This is a genomic window from Nocardia sp. NPDC055029 (assembly GCF_053608525.1).
In genome coordinates this window covers 64249-84032 of record NZ_JBSGVQ010000016.1, presented here as the reverse complement: position 1 = coordinate 84032, position 19784 = coordinate 64249, and the positions used below count along the sequence as shown (strand labels likewise).

Annotated in this window: 17 protein-coding genes; 2 read left to right on the top strand and 15 right to left on the bottom strand. The window is 69.7% G+C overall.

The window, feature by feature from the left end:
* Positions 1-188: 188 nt before the first annotated feature.
* The 3 genes from ACWF9G_RS16595 to ACWF9G_RS16585 all read right to left on the bottom strand — a co-directional run bounded on the left by ACWF9G_RS16595 (position 189) and on the right by ACWF9G_RS16585 (position 4211).
* On the bottom strand, positions 189-2459 hold the full coding sequence (locus tag ACWF9G_RS16595) for a polyribonucleotide nucleotidyltransferase (protein ID WP_452516193.1): 2271 nt from the start codon (positions 2457-2459) through the stop codon (positions 189-191).
* Positions 2460-2833: 374 nt separating this feature from the next.
* A complete protein-coding gene (gene rpsO / locus ACWF9G_RS16590) occupies positions 2834-3103 on the bottom strand; it encodes a 30S ribosomal protein S15 (RefSeq protein WP_019048089.1) in 270 nt (89 codons plus the stop codon).
* A gap of 127 nt (positions 3104-3230) precedes the next feature.
* On the bottom strand, positions 3231-4211 hold the full coding sequence (locus tag ACWF9G_RS16585) for a bifunctional riboflavin kinase/FAD synthetase (RefSeq protein ID WP_379309425.1): 981 nt from the start codon (positions 4209-4211) through the stop codon (positions 3231-3233).
* Positions 4212-4311: 100 nt separating this feature from the next.
* On the opposite strand from ACWF9G_RS16585, the gene ACWF9G_RS16580 reads away from it, so the two are divergent.
* A complete protein-coding gene (locus ACWF9G_RS16580) occupies positions 4312-5079 on the top strand; it encodes a metal-dependent transcriptional regulator (RefSeq protein ID WP_452516191.1) in 768 nt (255 codons plus the stop codon).
* Here the strand turns inward: ACWF9G_RS16580 and ACWF9G_RS16575 are convergent, their stop codons facing one another.
* The 7 genes from ACWF9G_RS16575 to ACWF9G_RS16545 all read right to left on the bottom strand — a co-directional run bounded on the left by ACWF9G_RS16575 (position 5080) and on the right by ACWF9G_RS16545 (position 12226).
* Positions 5080-5910, bottom strand: coding sequence for a hypothetical protein (locus tag ACWF9G_RS16575; RefSeq protein WP_452516189.1), 831 nt, complete (start codon positions 5908-5910; stop codon positions 5080-5082).
* A 161-nt stretch (positions 5911-6071) separates the two neighbouring features.
* Positions 6072-6494: an EF-hand domain-containing protein gene (locus ACWF9G_RS16570; protein WP_379309428.1), complete on the bottom strand. Its 423-nt coding sequence runs from the start codon at positions 6492-6494 to the stop codon at positions 6072-6074.
* A 220-nt stretch (positions 6495-6714) separates the two neighbouring features.
* A complete protein-coding gene (gene truB, locus ACWF9G_RS16565; protein WP_379309429.1) occupies positions 6715-7647 on the bottom strand; it encodes a tRNA pseudouridine(55) synthase TruB in 933 nt (310 codons plus the stop codon).
* A complete protein-coding gene (npt, locus tag ACWF9G_RS16560; protein ID WP_452516188.1) occupies positions 7647-8318 on the bottom strand; it encodes a 4'-phosphopantetheinyl transferase Npt in 672 nt (223 codons plus the stop codon). Before npt ends, truB begins: the two co-directional genes overlap by 1 nt.
* A 292-nt stretch (positions 8319-8610) precedes the next feature.
* Positions 8611-9552: a metallophosphoesterase family protein gene (locus tag ACWF9G_RS16555; protein WP_379309450.1), complete on the bottom strand. Its 942-nt coding sequence runs from the start codon at positions 9550-9552 to the stop codon at positions 8611-8613.
* Between the two features lie 89 nt (positions 9553-9641).
* Positions 9642-10784 carry a lipase family protein gene (locus ACWF9G_RS16550; RefSeq protein WP_452516187.1) on the bottom strand — a complete coding sequence of 381 codons (1143 nt, stop codon included), beginning with the start codon at positions 10782-10784 and terminating at the stop codon, positions 9642-9644.
* 95 nt (positions 10785-10879) lie between these two features.
* A complete protein-coding gene (locus ACWF9G_RS16545) occupies positions 10880-12226 on the bottom strand; it encodes an MATE family efflux transporter (protein ID WP_452516186.1) in 1347 nt (448 codons plus the stop codon).
* Between the two features lie 652 nt (positions 12227-12878).
* Here ACWF9G_RS16545 and ACWF9G_RS16540 point away from each other — a divergent pair.
* Positions 12879-14018, top strand: a complete 1140-nt coding sequence (locus ACWF9G_RS16540; protein WP_452516184.1) for an MFS transporter — start codon at positions 12879-12881, stop codon at positions 14016-14018.
* A 288-nt stretch (positions 14019-14306) separates the two neighbouring features.
* Here ACWF9G_RS16540 and ACWF9G_RS16535 read toward each other — a convergent pair whose 3' ends face one another.
* The 5 genes from ACWF9G_RS16535 to ACWF9G_RS16515 form a co-directional block, all read right to left on the bottom strand.
* Positions 14307-15323, bottom strand: coding sequence for a DHH family phosphoesterase (locus tag ACWF9G_RS16535; RefSeq protein ID WP_379309434.1), 1017 nt, complete (start codon positions 15321-15323; stop codon positions 14307-14309).
* 62 nt (positions 15324-15385) lie between these two features.
* A complete protein-coding gene (rbfA, locus tag ACWF9G_RS16530) occupies positions 15386-15835 on the bottom strand; it encodes a 30S ribosome-binding factor RbfA (RefSeq protein ID WP_189024213.1) in 450 nt (149 codons plus the stop codon).
* A 95-nt stretch (positions 15836-15930) separates the two neighbouring features.
* Positions 15931-16224, bottom strand: a complete 294-nt coding sequence (locus ACWF9G_RS16525) for a DUF503 domain-containing protein (RefSeq protein WP_379309451.1) — start codon at positions 16222-16224, stop codon at positions 15931-15933.
* 89 nt (positions 16225-16313) lie between these two features.
* A complete protein-coding gene (gene infB, locus ACWF9G_RS16520) occupies positions 16314-19307 on the bottom strand; it encodes a translation initiation factor IF-2 (protein ID WP_379309435.1) in 2994 nt (997 codons plus the stop codon).
* A gap of 108 nt (positions 19308-19415) precedes the next feature.
* Complete coding sequence (locus ACWF9G_RS16515) at positions 19416-19745, bottom strand: YlxR family protein (RefSeq protein WP_379309436.1); 330 nt, start codon at positions 19743-19745, stop codon at positions 19416-19418.
* Positions 19746-19784 lie beyond the last annotated feature (39 nt).

Here is a 19784-nt window from a genome sequence, read left to right as displayed (position 1 = left end):
GCGACATGTCAGCTGTCGGCACAGCTGCACGCTGTGTCGGGCAACACTATGTGAAACAACGTTGCATCAACGTTGCATCGCAGTGATTCACACCACTTTTCTGTGGCCGCTACTCCCCCGGACACGACGAAACCCCCCGCCGTGCGACACGGCGAGGGGTTTCGGCAGGTGGTGAAGCTACCGCGCGCTTACTCCGCGGCGGCGGTCTCCTCAGCGGGAGCGGCGGCCTCGGCCGTCTCCTCCTCGACGGGGACCAGCGAGATCTTGCCGCGGTTGTCGATGTCGGCGATCTCCACGCGCAGCTTGTCGCCGACGTTGACCACGTCCTCGACCTTGGCGACGCGCTTGCCGCTGCCCAGCTTGGAGATGTGCACCAGGCCGTCACGGCCCGGCAGCAGCGAGACGAACGCGCCGAAGGCGGTGGTCTTGACGACCGTGCCGAGGAAGCGCTCGCCGACCTTCGGCAGCTGCGGGTTGGCGATCGCGTTGATCGCGTCGATCGCGGCCTGCGCCGACGGGCCGTCGGTCGCACCGACGAACACGGTGCCGTCATCCTCGATGGAGATGTTGGCGCCGGTGTCCTCGGTGATCTGGTTGATCATCTTGCCCTTGGGGCCGATGACCTCACCGATCTTGTCGACCGGGATCTTGATCGCGGTGACGCGCGGGGCGTACGGGCTCATCTCGTCCGGGGTGGCGATGGCCTCGGCCATCACGTCCAGGATGGTGGTGCGCGCGTCGTGCGCCTGGTTCAGCGCACCGGCCAGCACCTGCGAGGGGATGCCGTCGAGCTTGGTGTCCAGCTGCAGGGCGGTGACGAACTCACGGGTACCGGCAACCTTGAAGTCCATGTCGCCGAAGGCATCCTCGGCGCCGAGGATATCGGTCAGCGCGACGTAGCGGACCTCGTCCTCACCCTTGTCGTTGGTGACGGTGTCCGACACCAGGCCCATGGCGATACCGGCGACCGGCGCCTTCAGCGGCACACCGGCGTTGAGCAGCGACAGGGTCGAGGCACAGACCGAACCCATCGAGGTGGAGCCGTTGGAGCTCAGCGCCTCCGAGACCTGACGGATGGCGTAGGGGAACTCCTCCTGCGAGGGCAGCACCGGCATCAGCGCACGCTCGGCGAGCGCGCCGTGGCCGATCTCGCGACGCTTCGGCGAACCGACGCGGCCGGTCTCGCCGGTGGAGAACGGCGGGAAGTTGTAGTGGTGCATGTAGCGCTTGGTGGTCTCCGGGCCGAGCGAGTCGACCTGCTGGGCCATCTTCACCATGTCCAGGGTGGTGACGCCCATGATCTGGGTCTCGCCACGCTCGAAGATCGCCGAACCGTGGGCGCGCGGGATCACGTCGACCTCGGCGGAGAGCTCACGGATGTCGGCCAGACCGCGACCGTCGATGCGGAAGCCGTCGGTGAGGATGCGCTGACGCACCAGCTTCTTGGTGACCGAGCGGAACGCGGCGCCCAGCTCCTTCTCGCGACCGGTGAAATCGTCACCGAGGCGACCGAGCACCTCGACCTTGATCTCGTCGATCTTGGCCTCGCGGGCCTGCTTGTCGGCGATCGACAGCGCCTCGTTCAGCTCACGCTTGGCGGTGCCCTCGACGGCCTCGAACACGTCGGCGCCGTACGGCGGGAAGAGCGGGAACTCCTCGGTCGGCTTGGCGGCCAGGGAGGCCAGGTCCGACTGCGCGCGGCACAGGCGGGCGATGAACGGCTTGGCGGCCTCGAGGCCCTCGGCGACGACGGCCTCGGTGGGCGCCTGCGCGCCGTCGGCGATCAGCGCGATGACCTTGTCGGTGGCCTCGGCCTCGACCATCATGATGGCGACGTCACCGGTATCGGTGACGCGACCGGCGACGACCATGTCGAACACGGCGCCCTCGAGCTGCTCCACGGTCGGGAACGCGACCCACTGGCCACCGATCAGGGCGACGCGCACGCCGCCGACCGGGCCGGAGAACGGCAGGCCGGAGATCTGGGTGGACGCCGAGGCGGCGTTGATGGCCACCACGTCGTAGAGATCCTGCGGGTCCAGGCTCAGCACGGTGACCACGACCTGGATCTCGTTGCGCAGGCCGTCGACGAACGACGGGCGCAGCGGACGGTCGATCAGGCGGCAGGTCAGGATCGCGTCGGTGGAGGGGCGGCCCTCGCGACGGAAGAACGAGCCGGGGATACGGCCCGCGGCGTACATGCGCTCTTCGACGTCGACCGTCAGCGGGAAGAAGTCGAACTGGTCCTTGGGGTGCTTACCGGCGGTGGTCGCCGACAGCAGCATGGTCTCGTCGTCCAGGTAGGCGACGACGGAGCCGGCGGCCTGCTTGGCCAGACGGCCCGTCTCGAAGCGGATGGTGCGGGTGCCGAAGCTACCGTTGTCGATCAGCGCGACCGACTCGAAAACACCGGGCTCGACCTCGACCGCAGTCGAAGTACGTTCAGTTGTCTGCGTCATTTTCTTCTCTCGACCTCTCGTCTCGCCGGAGCGCAGCACCATGTGGGCGCGAACCGGCTATTCGTCAGCCGTACCGGACACGGACACGTGGAAACCCTCCTGGCTGCCACGCGCAGCACCCGGCCGTATCCCCTTGGAAGCGGCGACGCGGAGGCGGTCATCGATCGAAGCCCGACGGCGGTGAGGAACACGCCAGCCGAAAGGCCACTACCGAAGACCGACGCCACGCGGACGGATGCACACGGCTGTCACATGTTGTAGTGCACGTGGGAACCCGATGGTCCCCGAATACACGAATAGCCAACGAGAAGAAGTGTACTTCTTCCCATTGGCTACTCGCCGACCGCCTCAGCGGGGAGGCGTGTCGAAGCAGATCAGCGGCGCAGGCCGAGACGCTCGATGAGCGAACGGTAACGCTCGATGTCCTTGGCCTGCAGGTACTTCGACAGGCGGCGACGACGACCGATCAGGGCCAGCAGGCCGTGCCGGGTGTGGTGATCGTGCTTGTGCTGCTTGAGGTGCTCGGTCAGGTCCGAGATCCGCTTCGACAGCAGCGCGATCTGCGCCTCCGGCGAGCCGGTGTCCTTCTCGTGCAGGCCGTATTCGGCCAGAATGGCCGACTTCTGCTCAGTGGTCAGCGCCATGCGGCATCGACTCCTATTTCTCAGTTCCGCGCTCGAAGTTCCGGTTACCCGGGAGGGGCGCCACCGCGGACCGCAGCAAACCCGAGGATCAACCTTACACGCGACCAGGTGAGACGGTGAATCGGGTTCAGGCCTGCTTGGCCGCCTCGGCTGCGGTCAGGATTTTGCGCGCGTTCTCGACATCGCGGCCCATGGCCTCGACCAGGTCGTCGATGGTGTCGAACTTGCGCATGCCGCGCAGCTGCTCGACGAAGTCGACCGCGACGTGCTGGCCGTACAGGTCGGCCTCGCCATCGAGGACGAACGCCTCCACGGTGCGTGAGCGGCCGGAGAACGTGGGGTTGGTGCCGACCGAGATCGCGGCCATCGCGCGCTCACCGGGTTCGACCGTGCCGATGGCCGGGCCGTGCCCGAGGACGGTGAACCAGCCCGCGTACACGCCGTCGGCGGGGATCGCGGCGTGCATGGGCGGGGCGACGTTGGCGGTCGGGAAGCCGAGCCCGCGGCCACGGCCGTCGCCGTGCACGACGACGCCTTCGACGCGATGCGGGCGGCCGAGTGCTTCGGCGGCCGCCGTCATGTCACCGGCTTCCACGCAGGAGCGGATGTAGGTGGAGGAGAAGGTGACGGCGTGCTCGCCGAGCAGGGTGACCCCGTCGACCTCGAAGCCGAAGCGGCCACCGAGTTCGCGCATGGTGTCGACGGTGCCCGCGGCCTTCTTGCCGAAGGTGAAGTTGTCACCCACGACCACCTCGGTGACGTGCAGGCGTTCCACCAGCAGGTCGTGGACGTACCCGGACGGGGTGAGCTTCATGAAGTCCTGGGTGAACGGCATCACGCAGAACACGTCGATGCCCAGTTCCTCGGCGAGTTCGGCGCGCCGGGTCAGGGTGGTGAGCTGCGCGGGATGCGAACCGGGCCGCACCACTTCCATCGGGTGCGGATCGAAGGTCATCAGAACCGACGGAACACCACGCTTCTTCGCCGCGGCCACCGCACGGCTGATCAGCTGCGCGTGCCCGCGATGCACGCCGTCGAACACGCCGATCGTGAGGACGCAGCGCCCCCAGTCCGCGGGCACATCGTCGAGACTTCGCCATCTCTGCACAGAGCGAAGCCTACGCAAAGCGGTACGGGAACAGAATTCCGGTGTGAGAAGGATCCTGCACCGCGCCGTGCCGTTCGCCGATGTGTCATTCGGGCCAGGGATGCCTAACATCAATGATGTGCCAGGTAAACGAGATGTCGCTCCCCGCCGCGCGTCGACGCAGCTCGGTGAACAGGCCGAACTCGCTGCCACCGCGACGATCGCGCCCGAGTTGTCGGCGGTGGCACAGGACTACCTGAAGGTCATCTGGACCGCGCAGGAATGGTCGCAGGAGAAGGTGTCGACGAAGCTGCTCGCCGAGCGGATCGGGGTGTCGGCCTCCACGGTGTCGGAGGCCGTGCGCAAGCTGTCCGATCAGGGTCTGGTCGAGCACGCCCGCTACGGCTCGATCACCCTCACCGAGCACGGCAGGCGCGCCGCGATCGCGATGGTGCGCAGGCATCGGCTGATCGAGACCTTCCTGGTGAACGAACTCGGCTACGGCTGGGACGAAGTGCACGACGAGGCCGAGGTGCTCGAGCACGCGGTCTCGGAGCTGCTGATGTCCCGCATCGACGCGAAACTCGGCCACCCCGACCGCGACCCGCACGGCGACCCCATCCCCTCCGCCGACGGCGCCGTCCCCACTCCCCCTGCCCGCCGCCTCAGCGACTTCGCGGCAGGCGAATCCGGCCGCGTGGCTCGCATCTCCGACTCCGATCCGGCGATGCTGCGCTACTTCGACTCGGTCGGGATCGCCCTCGACACCGTGATCGAGGTCGAGGAGCGCCGCGATTTCGCCGGCACCATCGCGGTCCGCATCGCGGCCGCCGCCACCCCCACCGAGCTGGGGACACTTGCCGCCGAGGCGATCTGGCTCACCGCCTGATCAGCAGTTGAAGTAGCGCCGCAGGCTGTCCGGCACGCCGTCGGCGGTGGCCGTGTCCCAGCAGGTGGTGTGCGGGAACAGGACATAGGTGGTCCAGGTTCCCGAGGTGCGGGTGATGATTCGCTGGTTGTCACCGGGAGTGGCCCAGGAGATCACGGCCCACTGTCCGTTGCACTCGCCGATGTCGGCGGCCGGTGCCGGGTCGACGCCGAGTTCGGTCTCGATGGTGGATTCGGCGCAGGCCGGTGCCGGTTCGGGTGCTGCGTCCTGGAAGCGGAGCTGTCCGGTGACGGTGGCGCCCTGGTCGACGAGGAAGAGGCTGTGCATGCCTTCCGGGACGGGGTCGGTGCCCGCGGGGGCCGTCATACCGAAGCGGTAGCAGCCGGTCACGGTGGTGAAGACGGCCAGCCCGGACGTGTCGGTGACACCGTCCAGCCGCTGGGTTTCGGTGGTTTCGCCGACGGGGATGTCGTGGCTCGCCGGATCGCACGGCTGCTGGAGCGAAAGGTATACGGGAACACCCGGAACAGGAACACCCGACAGCGTCGCGGTGCGCAGGACGACGGTGCCTGTCGTGGGTGTCGGCGGCGGGCCGGGCTGTGCCGGGGTGGTGGGCACGGCGGTGGTCCCGGGGGCGGTGTCGATCGGCGCGACCGTGGCCGGGGCGGCGGTGGCCGGGGCGCCGCTCGGCGGGGTGACGACCGACGGACGTGACGTGCTGGTCGGTCGCGCCGCACTCGAGGTCCCTGACACCTGCGGGTCACCAGCTCCACATCCGGCGAGAAACAGTGCTGTCACACCGGCAACGACGCCGATCCAGGTCTTCCGCATCGCAGCCATGATTCACCCTCCGAGCCGCCAGATATACATCTCGGCTATCGCCCGGTGCGGTGCGTACGTTAACGACAAGTCAAGTGGCACTGACACAGTGGCGCGCCCGATCAACGGGTCGACAGCGGGTGACGACCGAGCCGCCGATCTCCCGCTGGGTATCAGCGCGACAGGAAGTCCAGCAGTACCCGGAATTCCGCGAGGGACAAGTACCCGTCGCCGTCCTGGTCCGCGGCGGCGAGCAGATCACCGGCCGGTTCCTCGATCCGCCCCGCGCCGACGTGGCGGATCAGCGAATCCAGTTCGGTGACCGAGATTCGCCCGTCGCCGTTGACATCGAACACCCGGAACGCTGCCTCGGCATCGGTCACCTCGATGCGCCCCTCGACGACGGCGGCATCGAATTCGGCACGTGAGACCAGGAAGTCACCGTCGGTGTCGGCCGCGGCGACGAGTCGCTCGATCGCCGGGCGGTCGACTTCGATACCGGCGGAACGGATTCCGGCCGCGATATCGTCCACGGACACCAGGCCGTCACCGTCCCGGTCCCACAGCGCGAATGTGTCGACCTGTTCTGCAGTCATCTCGCTACCCTTCCCCGCGGGCGGCGATAACCATGGCGCCGACCGTTACCGCCACTGTACTTATCCGAGGGCCGGTGCACGTCGGCCCGTTCCTGCCAGCGGGTATGCCTGGGCCCGGCATTTTCGTGCGAAACGGCCGTCGGCAGTCAGTTTTCTGACTGCGCGGCAGCGTAGTGCACGAAAATGCCGGGCGTATCCCTCGGCGGACTTTCCGCGAAGGTCAGTCGCCGATGCCCTGGGGGCGGACCACCATCACCGACGCCGCGCGCTTACCGCTCTCCTCCAGCAGCGCGATGGCGCGGCCAGCCGGATCGATCGCGGCGTACACGCCCTTGCGGCCGATCGGTTCGAGCCAGCGCCCGTTGCGCAGGTCGTTCGCCTGGGATTCGTCGATGTCGCGGTGCGGGAACGCCGTACGCACCGCGGTGTCGATATCGAGGCTGAGCAGTGGCTGTCCGGCCTCGGCGGCAGTGGCGAGTTCGTCCAGGGTGCGGGCGTGTTCGAGGGTGAACGGGCCGACCCTGGTGCGGCGCAACGCCGTCAGGTGGCCGCCGACGCCGAGGGCGGCGCCGAGGTCACGGGCGAGGGCGCGGATGTAGGTGCCCGAGGAGCATTCGACTTCCACGTCGAGGTCGACGAATTCGCCGTCGGCGAGATCGCGGCGGGCCAGGATGTCGAAGCGCGACACGGTGACCGGACGCGCGGCCAGTTGGACGTCTTCGCCGGCGCGGGCGCGGGCGTAGGCGCGTTCACCGTCGACCTTGATGGCGCTGACCGTGGCGGGCACCTGCTCGATGTCGCCGGTCAGCGCGGCGACACCGGCCGCGATCTGCTCGTCGGTGAGGTGCAGCGCGGGCGTGGTCGCGGTGACCTCGCCCTCGGCGTCGTCGGTGATCGTGGCCTGGCCGAGCCGGATGGTCGCCGTGTACGCCTTGGTGGTGAGGATCAGCTGACCGAGCAGCTTCGTCGCCCGCTCCACGCCGAGCACGAGAACACCGGTGGCCATCGGGTCGAGGGTGCCCGCGTGGCCGACCTTCTTGGTGCGCAACAGTTTCCGGCTGCGCGCCACCACGTCGTGGCTGGTCCAGCCGCCGTCCTTGTCGACGATCACCAGCCCGCCGAGCTGGTCGACCGCGGGTGTACGCGCGGCCATCAGCCGTGCGCGATCGCGGTCAGGATCAGCCCGTCGGCGATCAGCCAGCGTCCGTCGAACGAGGTCAGCGGGGCGCCGCCGTCGTTCGTCCTACCGGGGACGAGCAGCTTCGTGTGGAACGTTCCCGAGCCGGAATCGGCGGTGCGGGAATCGATCTCGAAGGTGATGTGCGCGTCCTCGAAGCCGAGCCAGCGCAGAGTCAGCGGGAACCAGGCCTTGTAGGTGGCTTCCTTGGCGCAGAACAGCAGGCGATCCAGGTGCAGGCCCGCACTCGGCGCACCGGCCAGCCAGTCCCGTTCGGCGGGCAAGCTGACCGATTCGAGCACGCCGTCGGGCAGGGCACCGTGCGGTTCGGCGTCGATGCCGACCGAGCGGAACCGCAGCGCGTGCGCCATCGCGGCAGCACGGTAGCCGTCGCAGTGGGTCAGGCTGCCGACCACACCGCGCGGGAACAGTGGCATGCCACGCTCCCCTTTACCGATCGCCACCGGCGGCTCGCCGAGCTGCTCGAGCGCCAGCCGCGCGCAGTGCCGGGCACCGATGAAGTCGCGGCGGCGCTTCTCGACCGACTTGGCGATGAGGTGCTCCTCGGCCGGGTGCGCCTTCAGGTCCTCCGGGTACGCCAGCAGCTCCGCGGCAGCAACCCCGGACGGCAGAATGTTCTGAATCATCGGGAACCAGCGTAATCGGTGCCATAGCTCGCCGTCCGACCGCAGCCGCTGTTGCCTGTTGCGCTCATCGCTCCGGCGTCGGCCGAGGCCACAGCCGCACCCCCGCCCGTGAATGCCGGCCCGGCGGCCGTCACTGCCCCGCGCCCGCCACGGCCTGGCGCCCGTCACTGCCGGCGGGCGTCTGCCCTGCGGCTGCCACTGCACGACAGCTGTGTCTGCCCGCCCGGCTACCGGTGGCCGGAACGCGCTGCGGTCGGTGCCGGAACGTGGTGCTGCCGGTACCGCGACGGGGTCAGATGCCCCGGCGCCGGTCGGCTTTCGCCCGCATCTCGGCCGCCGCGGCTTCCATTTCCGGGGTGACGGTGAAGTGGCCGCCCCAGGCGTTGAGGTCGCCCTCGGCGTAGACCGGTTCGGGCAGGATCTGGCGGAGCAGGGGTTCGGGCATGCCGCGGCGCTTCCATTCGCGGGGGTAGCCGAGGGAGACCTCTTCGAAGCGGACGCCGTCGTAGTAGGTGGTGCGCGGGATGTGCAGGTGGCCGTAGACCGAGCAGACCACGTTGTAGCTGGTGTGCCAGTCGGCGGTGAGGTCGGTGCCGCACCACATCGAGAACTCGGGGTAGAACAGGATCTCGGTGGGCTGGCGGACCAGCGGGAAGTGGTTGACCAGCACCACGGGGGTGTCGGCGCCCAGGGCGTCGAGGCGGCGCTGGGTGTACTGCACGCGGGCGTGGCACCAGGCGTCGCGGGTGAGGTACGGGTCGGGGGTCAGCAGGAATTCGTCGGTGGCGACGACATTGCGCTCGCGCGCGAGGGCCAGGCCCTGGGTCTTGGTGGTGGTCCCGGCGGGTAGCCACGAGTAGTCGTAGAGCAGGAACATCGGTGCGATGGTGACGCGGCCGCCGTACTGCTCGGCGCCGGATCCGGTCCACACCGGGAACGGGTCCTCCGGTGTCACGACGTCGAGGTCACGGCACATCGCGACGAGGTAGTCGTAGCGGGCGGCGCCGTGCATCTGCACCGGGTCCTTGGGCGTGGTCCACAGCTCGTGGTTGCCCGGCACCCAGATGACCTTCGCGAACCGGCCACGCAGCAGCTCGAGCGCCCAGCGGACCTCGTCGGCCTTCTCGCCCACGTCACCCGCGACGATCAGCCAGTCCTCCGGCGAATCCGGCTGGATCTGCTCCACCACCGGCTTGTTGCCCTGATGCCCCACGTGCACATCACTGACCGCCATCAACTTCGGATTCACCTGTCCACAGTGGCATACGCGCGCGGCGGCGCGTCCGTGGGGCGCGGCAGCGCCCCTGTCCACGCTGACGCGGATCAGGCGCGGAACAGTCCGTCGACGAAGGTCAGCACGCGGTCGCGCGAGGCTTCCTCGATCTCCTCGTGCGAGACCGAGTACATCTCGAAGTCGACCTGGGTGCCCGAGGCGCGCAGTTGGGACAGCAGGGTGAAGGTCATCGGGATCGGGACGACGGTGTCGGTCACGCCGTGGGTAATCAGCACCGGCTCCTGGTAGCCGGCGGTCGGGGCGACCATGTAGTCGCGCAGGCCGGTCCCGATGCCGTTGTCCGCCATCGGTTTCGCGAGTATCGACCCGAGTGACATGCCCGCCGAGAGCATGTCGAAGTCCTGGACGCAGGCAGTGGAGATGGCGTCGACGAGGGTCCGGCCCGGTTCACTGAGGTGCCCGTTCACGTCGAGGTCGGGACGGGTGGCGCGCAGCCCGGCGAGCATGCCGGCGAACGGGCCGGTGAGCCGGTCGACCATCGGCAGGTTGGGCACCTGCGGACCCACCTGGGAGAGGATGTTCTCGTAGTTGGACTCCGGCGCCATCGCCACGGTGCCACGGAAATCGAGGTCAGGCGCGTAGCCGGTGGCGAGGTTGCCGGTGGCCAGCGCGGCGTGCCCGCCCTGGGACGAGCCGACGACGGCCCACGCGTTCGACAGCGCGGGAACCGCGGACCGTGCCGCCTTGACCAGGTCGACGGTTGCCGTCGCCTCGGTGCGCGTGTGCAGGTACGGGTGGACGGTCCGCGAGTTCGGCGACAACCCGACATAGTCCGGGGCAACTACCGCCCAGCCGCGATCCAGGAATGCTTGCAGCAGCGGCCGGTCGTTGGCCGCTTTCGTCGTCGTGATGCCGCACTGTGGACCGAGTCCGCTGGTGCCGTGGTCCCACGCCACGATCGGGTAGCCGCCCGCGGGTGCGGGTGCAGCGGGGAGCAGCACCAGTCCGGCGCTGTCGACCAGTCCGCCGGTGGGTCCTTCCGTGCGGTAGTCCACGATCGCCGCGCGCGACCAGTCTCCCCAGCCCGCGGGCTGGTCGACGTGCGCGAGGAGTGCGCCGGTGCCTTCCGGAGCCGCCTGCGCCGGGGGTATCCCCACCCCGGCACCGGCCAGCAGCACTGCCGCGCCGGCCGCCAAGCGCAGGCCGGCACTCCTCGAAAACACGTCCAGCACCGCTACTTCGCCTCCATCATCGGCTCGAAGTCATCCGTTCCGACGGTAGTGCGACATCGCCATCGGGGGGATCGGTGTGACGAGCGCCACTCCCTTCAGGCGGCTCCGCTCGGCACATCGGCGCCGACACGAGCCCAGCGGCCGGAGCGAGCCCGGGCGACGACGGCGATCAGGCGCAGCAGCATGAAGGCGACCAGGCCGGACCAGATCCCCGCAACGCCCCAGTCGAAGACGAGGGAAAGCCAGATCAGCGGAAGGAATCCGGCGAGGGCCGCGGCGAGGGTGGCGGTGCGCAGGAACGCGGCGTCGCCCGCGCCGAGCAGCACGCCGTCGAGCGCGAAGACCGCGCCGGCCACAGGGATCATGGCGACGAAGAACCACCAGATGACGTGGGTACGATCGAGGACCTGCGCGTCGTCGGTGAACAGCAGCGGGATCACGCCCGCACCGGCGGCGAAGACCGCGGCCAGGACCAGCGCGAAGATCTCCGACCAGCCGGTGACCCGGCGCGCGATACCCTTCGCGCCGCGCGCATTGCCCGCGCCGAGCGCGGCGCCGACGAGGGTCTGGGCGGCGATGGCGAGCGAATCCAGGGTCAGCGCAAGGAAATTCCACAGTTGCAGGACCAGCTGGTGGGCGGCGACGGAGGCGGCGCCGAAGCGCGCGGCGACCGCGGCGGCGGAGACGAAGCACACCTGGAACGACAGGCTGCGCACGATGAGATCACGGCCGAGCACCAGCTGCGCGCGCATCACGGCGGGACGCGGACGCAGCGAAACCCGTTCCCGCAGCAGCGCGTAGACGAACAGGGCGCCGGACACGAGCTGCCCGGCGAGATTCGCCACCGCCGAACCGGCCAGTTCCATCCGCGGCGCGCCCAACAGCCCGTACACCAGCACCGGGCACAGCACGGCCGACAACGCCAGTCCCGCAACCACATACATCAGCGGGCGGCGCACGTCCTGCACGCCACGCATCCAGCCGTTACCCGCCATCGACAGCAGGATCAGCGGCACACCGCACAGCGCGATCCGCACCCAGATCAGCGCCTCGTCGGCGATCTCGCCACCACCGGCGATCGCCGCGCACAGCGGCCCCGCGAACAGCTGCACCACCAGCACGATGAGCACACCGATCGCCGCCCCCACCCAGCTCGCCTGGATGCCTTCCTCGACCGCACCGGCCCGATCCCCCGCACCGTGCCGTCGCGCCGCCCGCGCCGTCGTGCCGTACGACAGGAAGGTCAGCTGGGTGCTGACTGTGCCCACGATGACGCCACCGACGGCCAGCCCCGCCAGAGCCAGCGCCCCGAGCCTGCCGACGACCGCCATGTCGAACAGCAGATACAACGGCTCGGCCACCAGCACACCGAGCGTAGGCAGCGCGATCCCGAGAATCCGCCGCGGACCGACCTGACCCTTCGGATCATCGATGGAACTCACGCCCCGGCCTCCCCCGTCGATGGGCGCCCGTTCCGGCGCACGCCAGTGCTGATCACGGCCGATGGTCGCACACCGCACCGACAAGCCGGCGGCGACGGCACGGCATGCGGTCCAGCTGCCCAGGCACACCGACCGGGCACCGGACGATCCCAGCGCATCGGGGACGCGCCGCCCGAGCAGACCGATCGGCATCGTGGGCGCGATACCGACCGAATCGATGGGCACCGTGGGCGGCCCGGAGGCACCGTGGGCGCTACACGGTCCTGATCGCCCGGCACTCAGTGCGCGACAAGCGCCAGACCGGCTCGGCCCGACACCGTGGCCACGACACCGGCATGACCCCTCGACGAGGCCATCTTCCGGTCGATCGTCGCCGCCCGGCGCGACACCCCGAGCCACACAGTGGGCGCGACGCGGGCTTGGCCGCTCGGCATCATGGGCCGACGCCGTCCGGTCCGATGCACGTCATAAGCCCGGCGCCGACGGGGCTGATTCCGGAAAGTCGCGTGATGTACGCCCCGACGGGGCATTATTGGTCACCCGCCCAGATGCTGCCGGTACGACCACACCGCACGCTCGGGCGAGCGAACACCGCGAACTCCCAGTCCGCCCGAACCACCGAGGACGATCGACCATGGCGAACCGATGGCGCATGATCACGGCGTTTGCCCTGGTCGGCGCGGCCACGCAGCTGGTGTGGCTCACTTACGCACCGGTGACGACCGTCGCCGCCGAGCATTTCGGTGTCTCCGAATCCGCCGTCGGCTGGCTGGCGAACATGTTTCCGCTGCTCTACGTCGTCCTCGCGGTGCCCGCGGGCATCCTGCTCGACCGCTGGTTCCGGCCGGCGTTGATCGCCGGCGCGGTGCTGACCGCGTTCGGTGCAGGACTGCGGTTGCTCCACGACGGGTTCGCGGTGGTGTTCGTCGGGCAGACCGTCGTCGCCGTGGCGCAGCCGCTGGTGCTCAATGCGATCACCGGCATCGCCGGGCACTACCTCGACGAGAAGGACCGGCCGACGGGGATCGCCGTGGGTACGGCGAGCACGTTCGCCGGGATGGCCGCCGCCTTCGTCCTCGGCGCGGCGCTGCCCGCGGAATCTCAGCTCGGAACGCTGGCGGCGATCGGTGCGCTCTTCGCCGGTGCGGCCGCGATCTGGCTGACGGTGGAGCTGGTCCACGCCGGACGCGGACCGGCGGCGAGTACACAGACGTCGCTGTCCGCCCTGCGCGCCACGCTCGGCGACGGCTATGTGCGCAGGTTGTGCGTCGCGGTGTTCTTCCCGTTCGGCACCTTCGTCGCCCTGGCCACCTACGGTCAGGCGCTGCTGGAACCCGCGGGCGTCAGCACCGATGCCGCGAGCATCGTGCTGCTGATCAACGTCCTCGCCGGCGTCGTCGGATGCGCGGTCGTCCCGGTGGCGGTGCTGCGGCGCGGCGTCGAACTGCCCGCGGTCATGGTCGGCCTCACGGCCAGCGCGCTCGCCTGCCTGCTCGTGGCCGTGGCGCCGGGCCTTGCCACCGGATTCCTGGCGTTTGTCCTCATCGGCCTCACCCTGTTGCCCGCGCTGCCGATCGTCCTCACCATGGCCGAACGCCACACCGGGGCGGCCGAAGGCACGGCGGCCGGACTGATCTGGATGACCGGCAATCTCGGCGGCCTGGTCGTCGCCGGCGCCACCGGGCTACTCGTCGACCGACCGGCACTCGCCTTCGGATTGTGTGCTGCCACAACGATTCTGGGCGTCCCGCTCACGATGCGCTTGCGCCGCACTCCTGTTCAGGTCGGCTGATCGCGCCCGGACAGATCGGCAGCGCCGTCACTCACCTGAGCCGAGCCGGTCGACTGGACCGCCGCCAGCCCGAGCCGGGCCGCTCAGCAGGGCCATCACCACCTGCGCCAGACGATCAGCTAGGCCATCCTCAGCCTGGTCGCTCGCCGGCATGGACCGAGCCGATCGGCTGGACCGTCACCAGCCTGCGCCGGGCCAATCGGCTGGACCGTCACCAGCCTGCGCCGGACCGGTCAGCTGGACCGTCCCGCCTTGGCCGGACTGGGCGTCCGGTCACCAACTCGGCGATCAACCAAGCGCGGTGACCAGAGCCTGCACCACGTCGACCGCGTTGCCGTAGGTCGTATACCCCGCCGCGAACCGGTGCCCGCCACCGCCGAACGATGCGGCGATCGCCGCCACATCCACACCATCGGCAGCACCGGGCGCGGAGTCACGGGAGCGCAGCGAGACCGTCCACCGGTCGTTCTGACCGCGGGCTTCCTTGAAGACGGCCGCGATCCCCGCTTCGGCGGTGGTCCGGACGACGTCGATGACGCTCTCCACCTCTTCGGGCCCGACATCATGGGTGTCGGCGGCGCGCACCAGCGCATAGACCAGCCCGACGCCCGCGGCCGACGGGACGACGACGGCCGTCGACAGCACCTTCGACAGCATCGGCAGCCACGAGAACGGGTGGGTGTCGAGCAGCACGCGGGTGATCTCGGCGCCATCGATTCCGGTGGCGAGCAGCCGCTCGGCCATGGTGTGACTGCCGGTGCGCGCCCAGCGGAACGATCCGGTGTCGGTCACCAAGCCCGCGAACAGGCAGTGCGCGATGTCGGCGTCGATCGGGATGCCCCACGCGTCGAGCAGGCGGGTCACCAGTTCGGTGGTCGACGCCGCCGACTCGTCGATCAGGTCGACGGTGCCGAAACCGTCGTTGGCGCGGTGATGATCGATGACCAGCGTCGTCGCCGCACCGGGCAACCGGTCGGCGAGCGCGCCGAGCCTGCTGCGCGCGCCACAGTCGACGACGACCAACAGGTCGACCTCGAGCGGCACCTCGGCGGGCGCCACCAGCAGATGACCGCCGGGCAGCGTCCGCAGCGAGGCGGGCAGTTCGGCGGGCTCGGCGAACGACACCGCCACCGGCACGCCCTTGCGCTCCAGCGCCAGTGCCAGCGCGAGCCCGCTGCCGATGGTGTCGGCGTCGGGCTGCACGTGACACAACACGGTCACCGAACGCGCCGCCGCCACCGCGGCGACGGCGGCGTCCAGCACCATCGCGTCCCTGGCGCCGGTCATGCTGCGTCCGATCGGCATGCCCGGGCGCCCTGCGTGCTCACGCAGGCTTCCGTCGCCGGGCGCTGACCGTTCATACCGGGTTACTCGTCGCCGTCGTCGTCGCGATCGGCCTTGTACGGGTCGGCCTCACCGGCGTGGGTGGCGTTGGCCGCGACCTTGGCGACCTCGTCGTCGATGGCGCGAGCTCGGGCAAGCAGCTCCTCCATCTCGCGGGCGGCGTCGGGCACCTTGTCCAGCGTGAACGACAGGATCGGGGTGAACTTCACCCCGGTACCCGCACCTACCTTGGACCGCAGGACGCCCTTGGCCGCGTCCAGACCGGCGGCCGCGGCCGCGTAGTCGGGTTCGGTGTCGAGCGTCTCGCCCATCACCGTGTAGAACACCGTTGCCTCGCGCAGATCGCCGGTCACCTTGGCATCGGTGACGGTGACGAACCGCAGCCGCGGATCCTTGATCTCGTACTCGATCGCGGTGGCCACGATCGCGGAAATCCGCTTGGCGAGTCGGCGTGCCCTGGCTTGATCCACCATGGGTCTGACTCCTCTCCTGGGCGGCACGGGTGAGGCCCTGCGTGGTCACGCAGGCTACCGCCTCCGGGCCTTGACACCCGTGCCGCATCTCTACTTCAGTCTTCGGGTCCGAAGATCCGGCGGCGTACTGCCAGCAACTCTATCTCCGGACGCGCGGCAACGTGCCGCTCACACTTGTCGAGCACCTCGCTCAGGTGCCCGGTATCCGCACTGACCATGGCCACCCCGAGCAATGCCCGGCGGTGCAGGTCCTGATCTCCCGCCTCGGCGGCGTGTACGGCGAAGCGCTTCTGCAGCTCGGCGAGAATCGGGCGGATCACCGACCGCTTCTCCTTGAGCGAATGCACGTCACCGAGCAGTAGATCGAATTCGAGCGCACCGATGTACAGCGGTGCTCACCTCCTGGTAGATGGATTGCCCGCATGACCGCACGCCGCACCCGAAGACTCGGATGCGGCGTGCGGAACGGTGTGCGTTATCAGTCGCGCGGCTTCTCGCGCAGCTCGTACGCCTCGATGATGTCGCCGTCCTTGATGTCGTTGTAGGTCACGGTCATACCGCACTCGTAACCTTCGCGCACCTCGGTGGCGTCGTCCTTCTCCCGCTTGAGCGAGGAGATGGTCATCGTCTCCGCGATCACCCTGCCGTCGCGGATCAGGCGCGCCTTGGCGTTGCGCTTGACCGAACCCGACAGAACCATGCAGCCGGCGATGTTGCCGACCTTCGACGAACGGAAGATCGCGCGGATCTCCGCCCGGCCCAGCTCGACCTCTTCGTAGATCGGCTTGAGCATGCCCTTGAGGGCCTTCTCGATCTCGTCGATGGCCTGGTAGATCACCGAGTAGTACCGGATGTCGACGCCCTCGCGGTTGGCCAGCTCGGTGGCCTTGCCCTCCGCACGGACGTTGAAGCCGATGATGATCGCGTTCGAGGCCGACGCCAGGTTGACGTTGGTCTCGGTGACGCCACCGACACCGCGGTCGATGACGCGCAGACGCACCTCGTCGTCGATCTCGATGCCGAGCAGGGCCTCTTCGAGGGCCTCGACGGTACCGGAGTTGTCGCCCTTGAGGATCAGGTTGAGCTCCGAAGTCTCCTTCAGGGCGGCATCCAGATCTTCCAGGCTGATCCGCTTGCGGCTGCGCGCGGCCAGTGCGTTGCGCTTGCGCGCATTGCGGCGGTCGGCGATCTGGCGAGCGATCCGGTCCTCGTCGACCACGAGCAGGTTGTCGCCTGCGCCGGGCACCGAGGTGAAACCGACGACCTGGACGGGCCGCGACGGCAGGGCCGCCTCGACGTCGTCGCCGTGCTCGTCGACCATGCGGCGCACGCGACCGTAGGCGTCGCCCGCCACGATCGAGTCGCCGACGCGCAGCGTGCCGCGCTGGATGAGCACGGTGGCCACCGGGCCACGGCCGCGGTCGAGGTGCGCCTCGATGGCGACACCCTGGGCGTCCATGTCCGGGTTGGCCCGCAGGTCGAGCGAGGCGTCGGCGGTCAGCAGGACCGCTTCCAGCAGCGCGTCGATGTTGGTGCCCTGCTTGGCGGAGATGTCGACGAACATGGTGTCGCCACCGTATTCCTCGGTCACCAGGCCGTATTCGGTCAGCTGCTGCCGGATCTTGTCCGGGTTCGCGCCTTCCTTGTCGATCTTGTTGACCGCCACCACGATCGGCACGTCGGCCGCCTGGGCGTGGTTGATCGCTTCCACCGTCTGCGGCATGACGCCGTCGTCGGCCGCGACAACGAGGATCGCGATGTCGGTGGCCTTCGCACCACGGGCACGCATGGCGGTGAACGCCTCGTGACCCGGGGTGTCGATGAAGGTGATCAGGCGCTCGTCGCCGTTGAGATCGGTCAGCACCTGGTAGGCGCCGATGTGCTGGGTGATGCCACCGGCCTCGCCCTCACGGACGTTGGCCTTGCGGATCGTGTCCAGCAGTCGGGTCTTACCGTGGTCGACGTGACCCATGACGGTCACGACCGGCGGACGCTGCTCGAGGTCTTCCTCGCCGCCTGCGTCCTCGCCGTAGGTGAGGTCGAACGACTCCAGCAGCTCGCGGTCTTCGTCCTCGGGGCTGACGACGTGGACGACGTAGTTCATCTCGCTGCCGAGCAGCTCGAGGGTCTCGTCGTTCACCGACTGGGTCGCGGTGACCATCTCGCCGAGGTTGAACAGCGCCTGCACGAGAGCAGCCGGGTTCGCGTCGATCTTCTCGGCGAAGTCCGACAGCGACGCGCCACGGGCGAGACGGATGATCTCGCCGTTGCCGCGGGGCAGCCGCACGCCACCGACGGCGGGCGCCTGCATGTTCTCGTATTCGGCGCGCTTCGCCCGCTTCGACTTACGGCCACGACGCGGAGCGCCACCGGGACGACCGAACGCGCCCGCTGCGCCACCACGGCCACCGGGACCACCCGGACGACCACCGCCGCCACCGGGACGACCACGGAAACCACCGGCCGCGGGTGCACCGGCACCCTGACCTGCACCGGGGGCACCGCCACCGCCACCGCGGTAGCCGCCACCGCCGCCACCGGGACGACCCGCGCCGCCACCGGGAGCGCCGCCCGGACGACCCGGACGGCCACCGGCCGCCGGACCCGGACGCGCGGAACGCTGGGGCATGGCACCGGGGTTCGGACGCGGAGGCATCGAACCCGGGTTGGGGCGCGGACCACCGGGACGCGGGGCACCGCCCTGCGCGGCGGCCGGACGCGGGCCACCCTGACCCTGACCGGGGCGGGGACCGCCCTGACCCGGAGCAGGACGCGGACCACCCTGGCCGGGAGCCGGACGGGGACCGCCCTGACCCGGAGTCGGACGCGGGCCACCCTGCGGGGCGGGACGCGGCGCCGGACGCTCACGGTCCGGGGCGGAGCTGAACGGGTTGTTGCCGACGCGCGGGGTCTTCGGGCCCGGCTTCGGGCCGGGACCGGCCGGACGCGGGGCCTGGGCACCCGGCGTCGGCTGGCCCGGACGGGCCTGACCCGCGGCGGGCTGACCCGGACGCGGCGCGCCGGGGGCCGGACGCGGACCGGGCGCCGGCGCGGCACCGGCCGGCTTGGCGGCAGGCGCGGACTGCGCGGCCGCGGGGGTGGGGCGAGCGGCCGGAGCCGGCTTCACCTCAGCCGGAGCGGCCGGTTCGGCGGGCGCCGGGGCCGGGGCCGCGGGGGCGGCAGCGGCGGGGGCCGCCGGAGCCGGACGCGGACCGGGACGCGGACCGCCCGGGGTTGGCTTGGCAGCCGGACGGGCTGCCTGGGACGGACCGGGACGGGCCGCCGGCTTCGCGTCGGCCGCCGGGGCGGACTTCGACGCGAGCGATTCGCGGAGGCGACGTGCGACGGGTGCTTCCACCGTCGAGGACGCCGACTTCACGAACTCGCCTTGCTCCTTGAGCTTCGCGAGTAGTTCCTTGCTCGTGACACCGAGTTCTTTGGCCAACTCGTGCACGCGGGCCTTGCCTGCCACTGCTCTCCTCACTGAGAGGTCGAGCAGTGACGCCGCCTAGGGAAGGCGGGCCCGCACGACCTCGGGTTATCTCCGATGGACGTTCATCGTTGGTGCTTCACGGTGTGCTCATGAGTGCTCGTGCCTGTTCTCGAGGTACTGCTCCAGGGCTGAGATATCCAGATTTCCGGACACTCGTAGGGCTCTGCCGAATGCTCGGCGCCGCTCTGCGGAACGCAGACAAGCTGAAACGGGGTGCAGCCAGGCACCCCGTCCGGGAAGTCTGCGCCGCGGATCGGGAAGGATCGCAACAGCCGAGGCCCCGGCGGAACCGGTGTCCCGATGCTGCGCCACGATCCGCAACAGTTCGGCAGACGGCTCGCGTTGACGGCATCCGATACAGGTTCGAACGGATTGCGCGGGCCGGTCTTCTACCCACTCTACCGGTGACCCGGTCATAACGACGAACCCCTCCCCTTCCGAAGTTACGAACATGTC

Coding starts and splice junctions, on each gene's coding strand:
- ACWF9G_RS16595 (WP_452516193.1), bottom strand. CDS start 2,459: ATGACGCAGACAACTGAACGTACTTCGACTGCGGTCGAGGTCGAGCCC.
- rpsO (WP_019048089.1), bottom strand. CDS start 3,103: ATGGCGCTGACCACTGAGCAGAAGTCGGCCATTCTGGCCGAATACGGC.
- ACWF9G_RS16580 (WP_452516191.1), top strand. CDS start 4,312: ATGCCTAACATCAATGATGTGCCAGGTAAACGAGATGTCGCTCCCCGC.
- ACWF9G_RS16575 (WP_452516189.1), bottom strand. CDS start 5,910: ATGCGGAAGACCTGGATCGGCGTCGTTGCCGGTGTGACAGCACTGTTT.
- ACWF9G_RS16570 (WP_379309428.1), bottom strand. CDS start 6,494: ATGACTGCAGAACAGGTCGACACATTCGCGCTGTGGGACCGGGACGGT.
- truB (WP_379309429.1), bottom strand. CDS start 7,647: ATGGCCGCGCGTACACCCGCGGTCGACCAGCTCGGCGGGCTGGTGATC.
- npt (WP_452516188.1), bottom strand. CDS start 8,318: ATGATTCAGAACATTCTGCCGTCCGGGGTTGCTGCCGCGGAGCTGCTG.
- ACWF9G_RS16555 (WP_379309450.1), bottom strand. CDS start 9,552: ATGGCGGTCAGTGATGTGCACGTGGGGCATCAGGGCAACAAGCCGGTG.
- ACWF9G_RS16540 (WP_452516184.1), top strand. CDS start 12,879: ATGATCACGGCGTTTGCCCTGGTCGGCGCGGCCACGCAGCTGGTGTGG.
- ACWF9G_RS16535 (WP_379309434.1), bottom strand. CDS start 15,323: ATGCCGATCGGACGCAGCATGACCGGCGCCAGGGACGCGATGGTGCTG.
- rbfA (WP_189024213.1), bottom strand. CDS start 15,835: ATGGTGGATCAAGCCAGGGCACGCCGACTCGCCAAGCGGATTTCCGCG.
- ACWF9G_RS16515 (WP_379309436.1), bottom strand. CDS start 19,745: ATGACCGGGTCACCGGTAGAGTGGGTAGAAGACCGGCCCGCGCAATCC.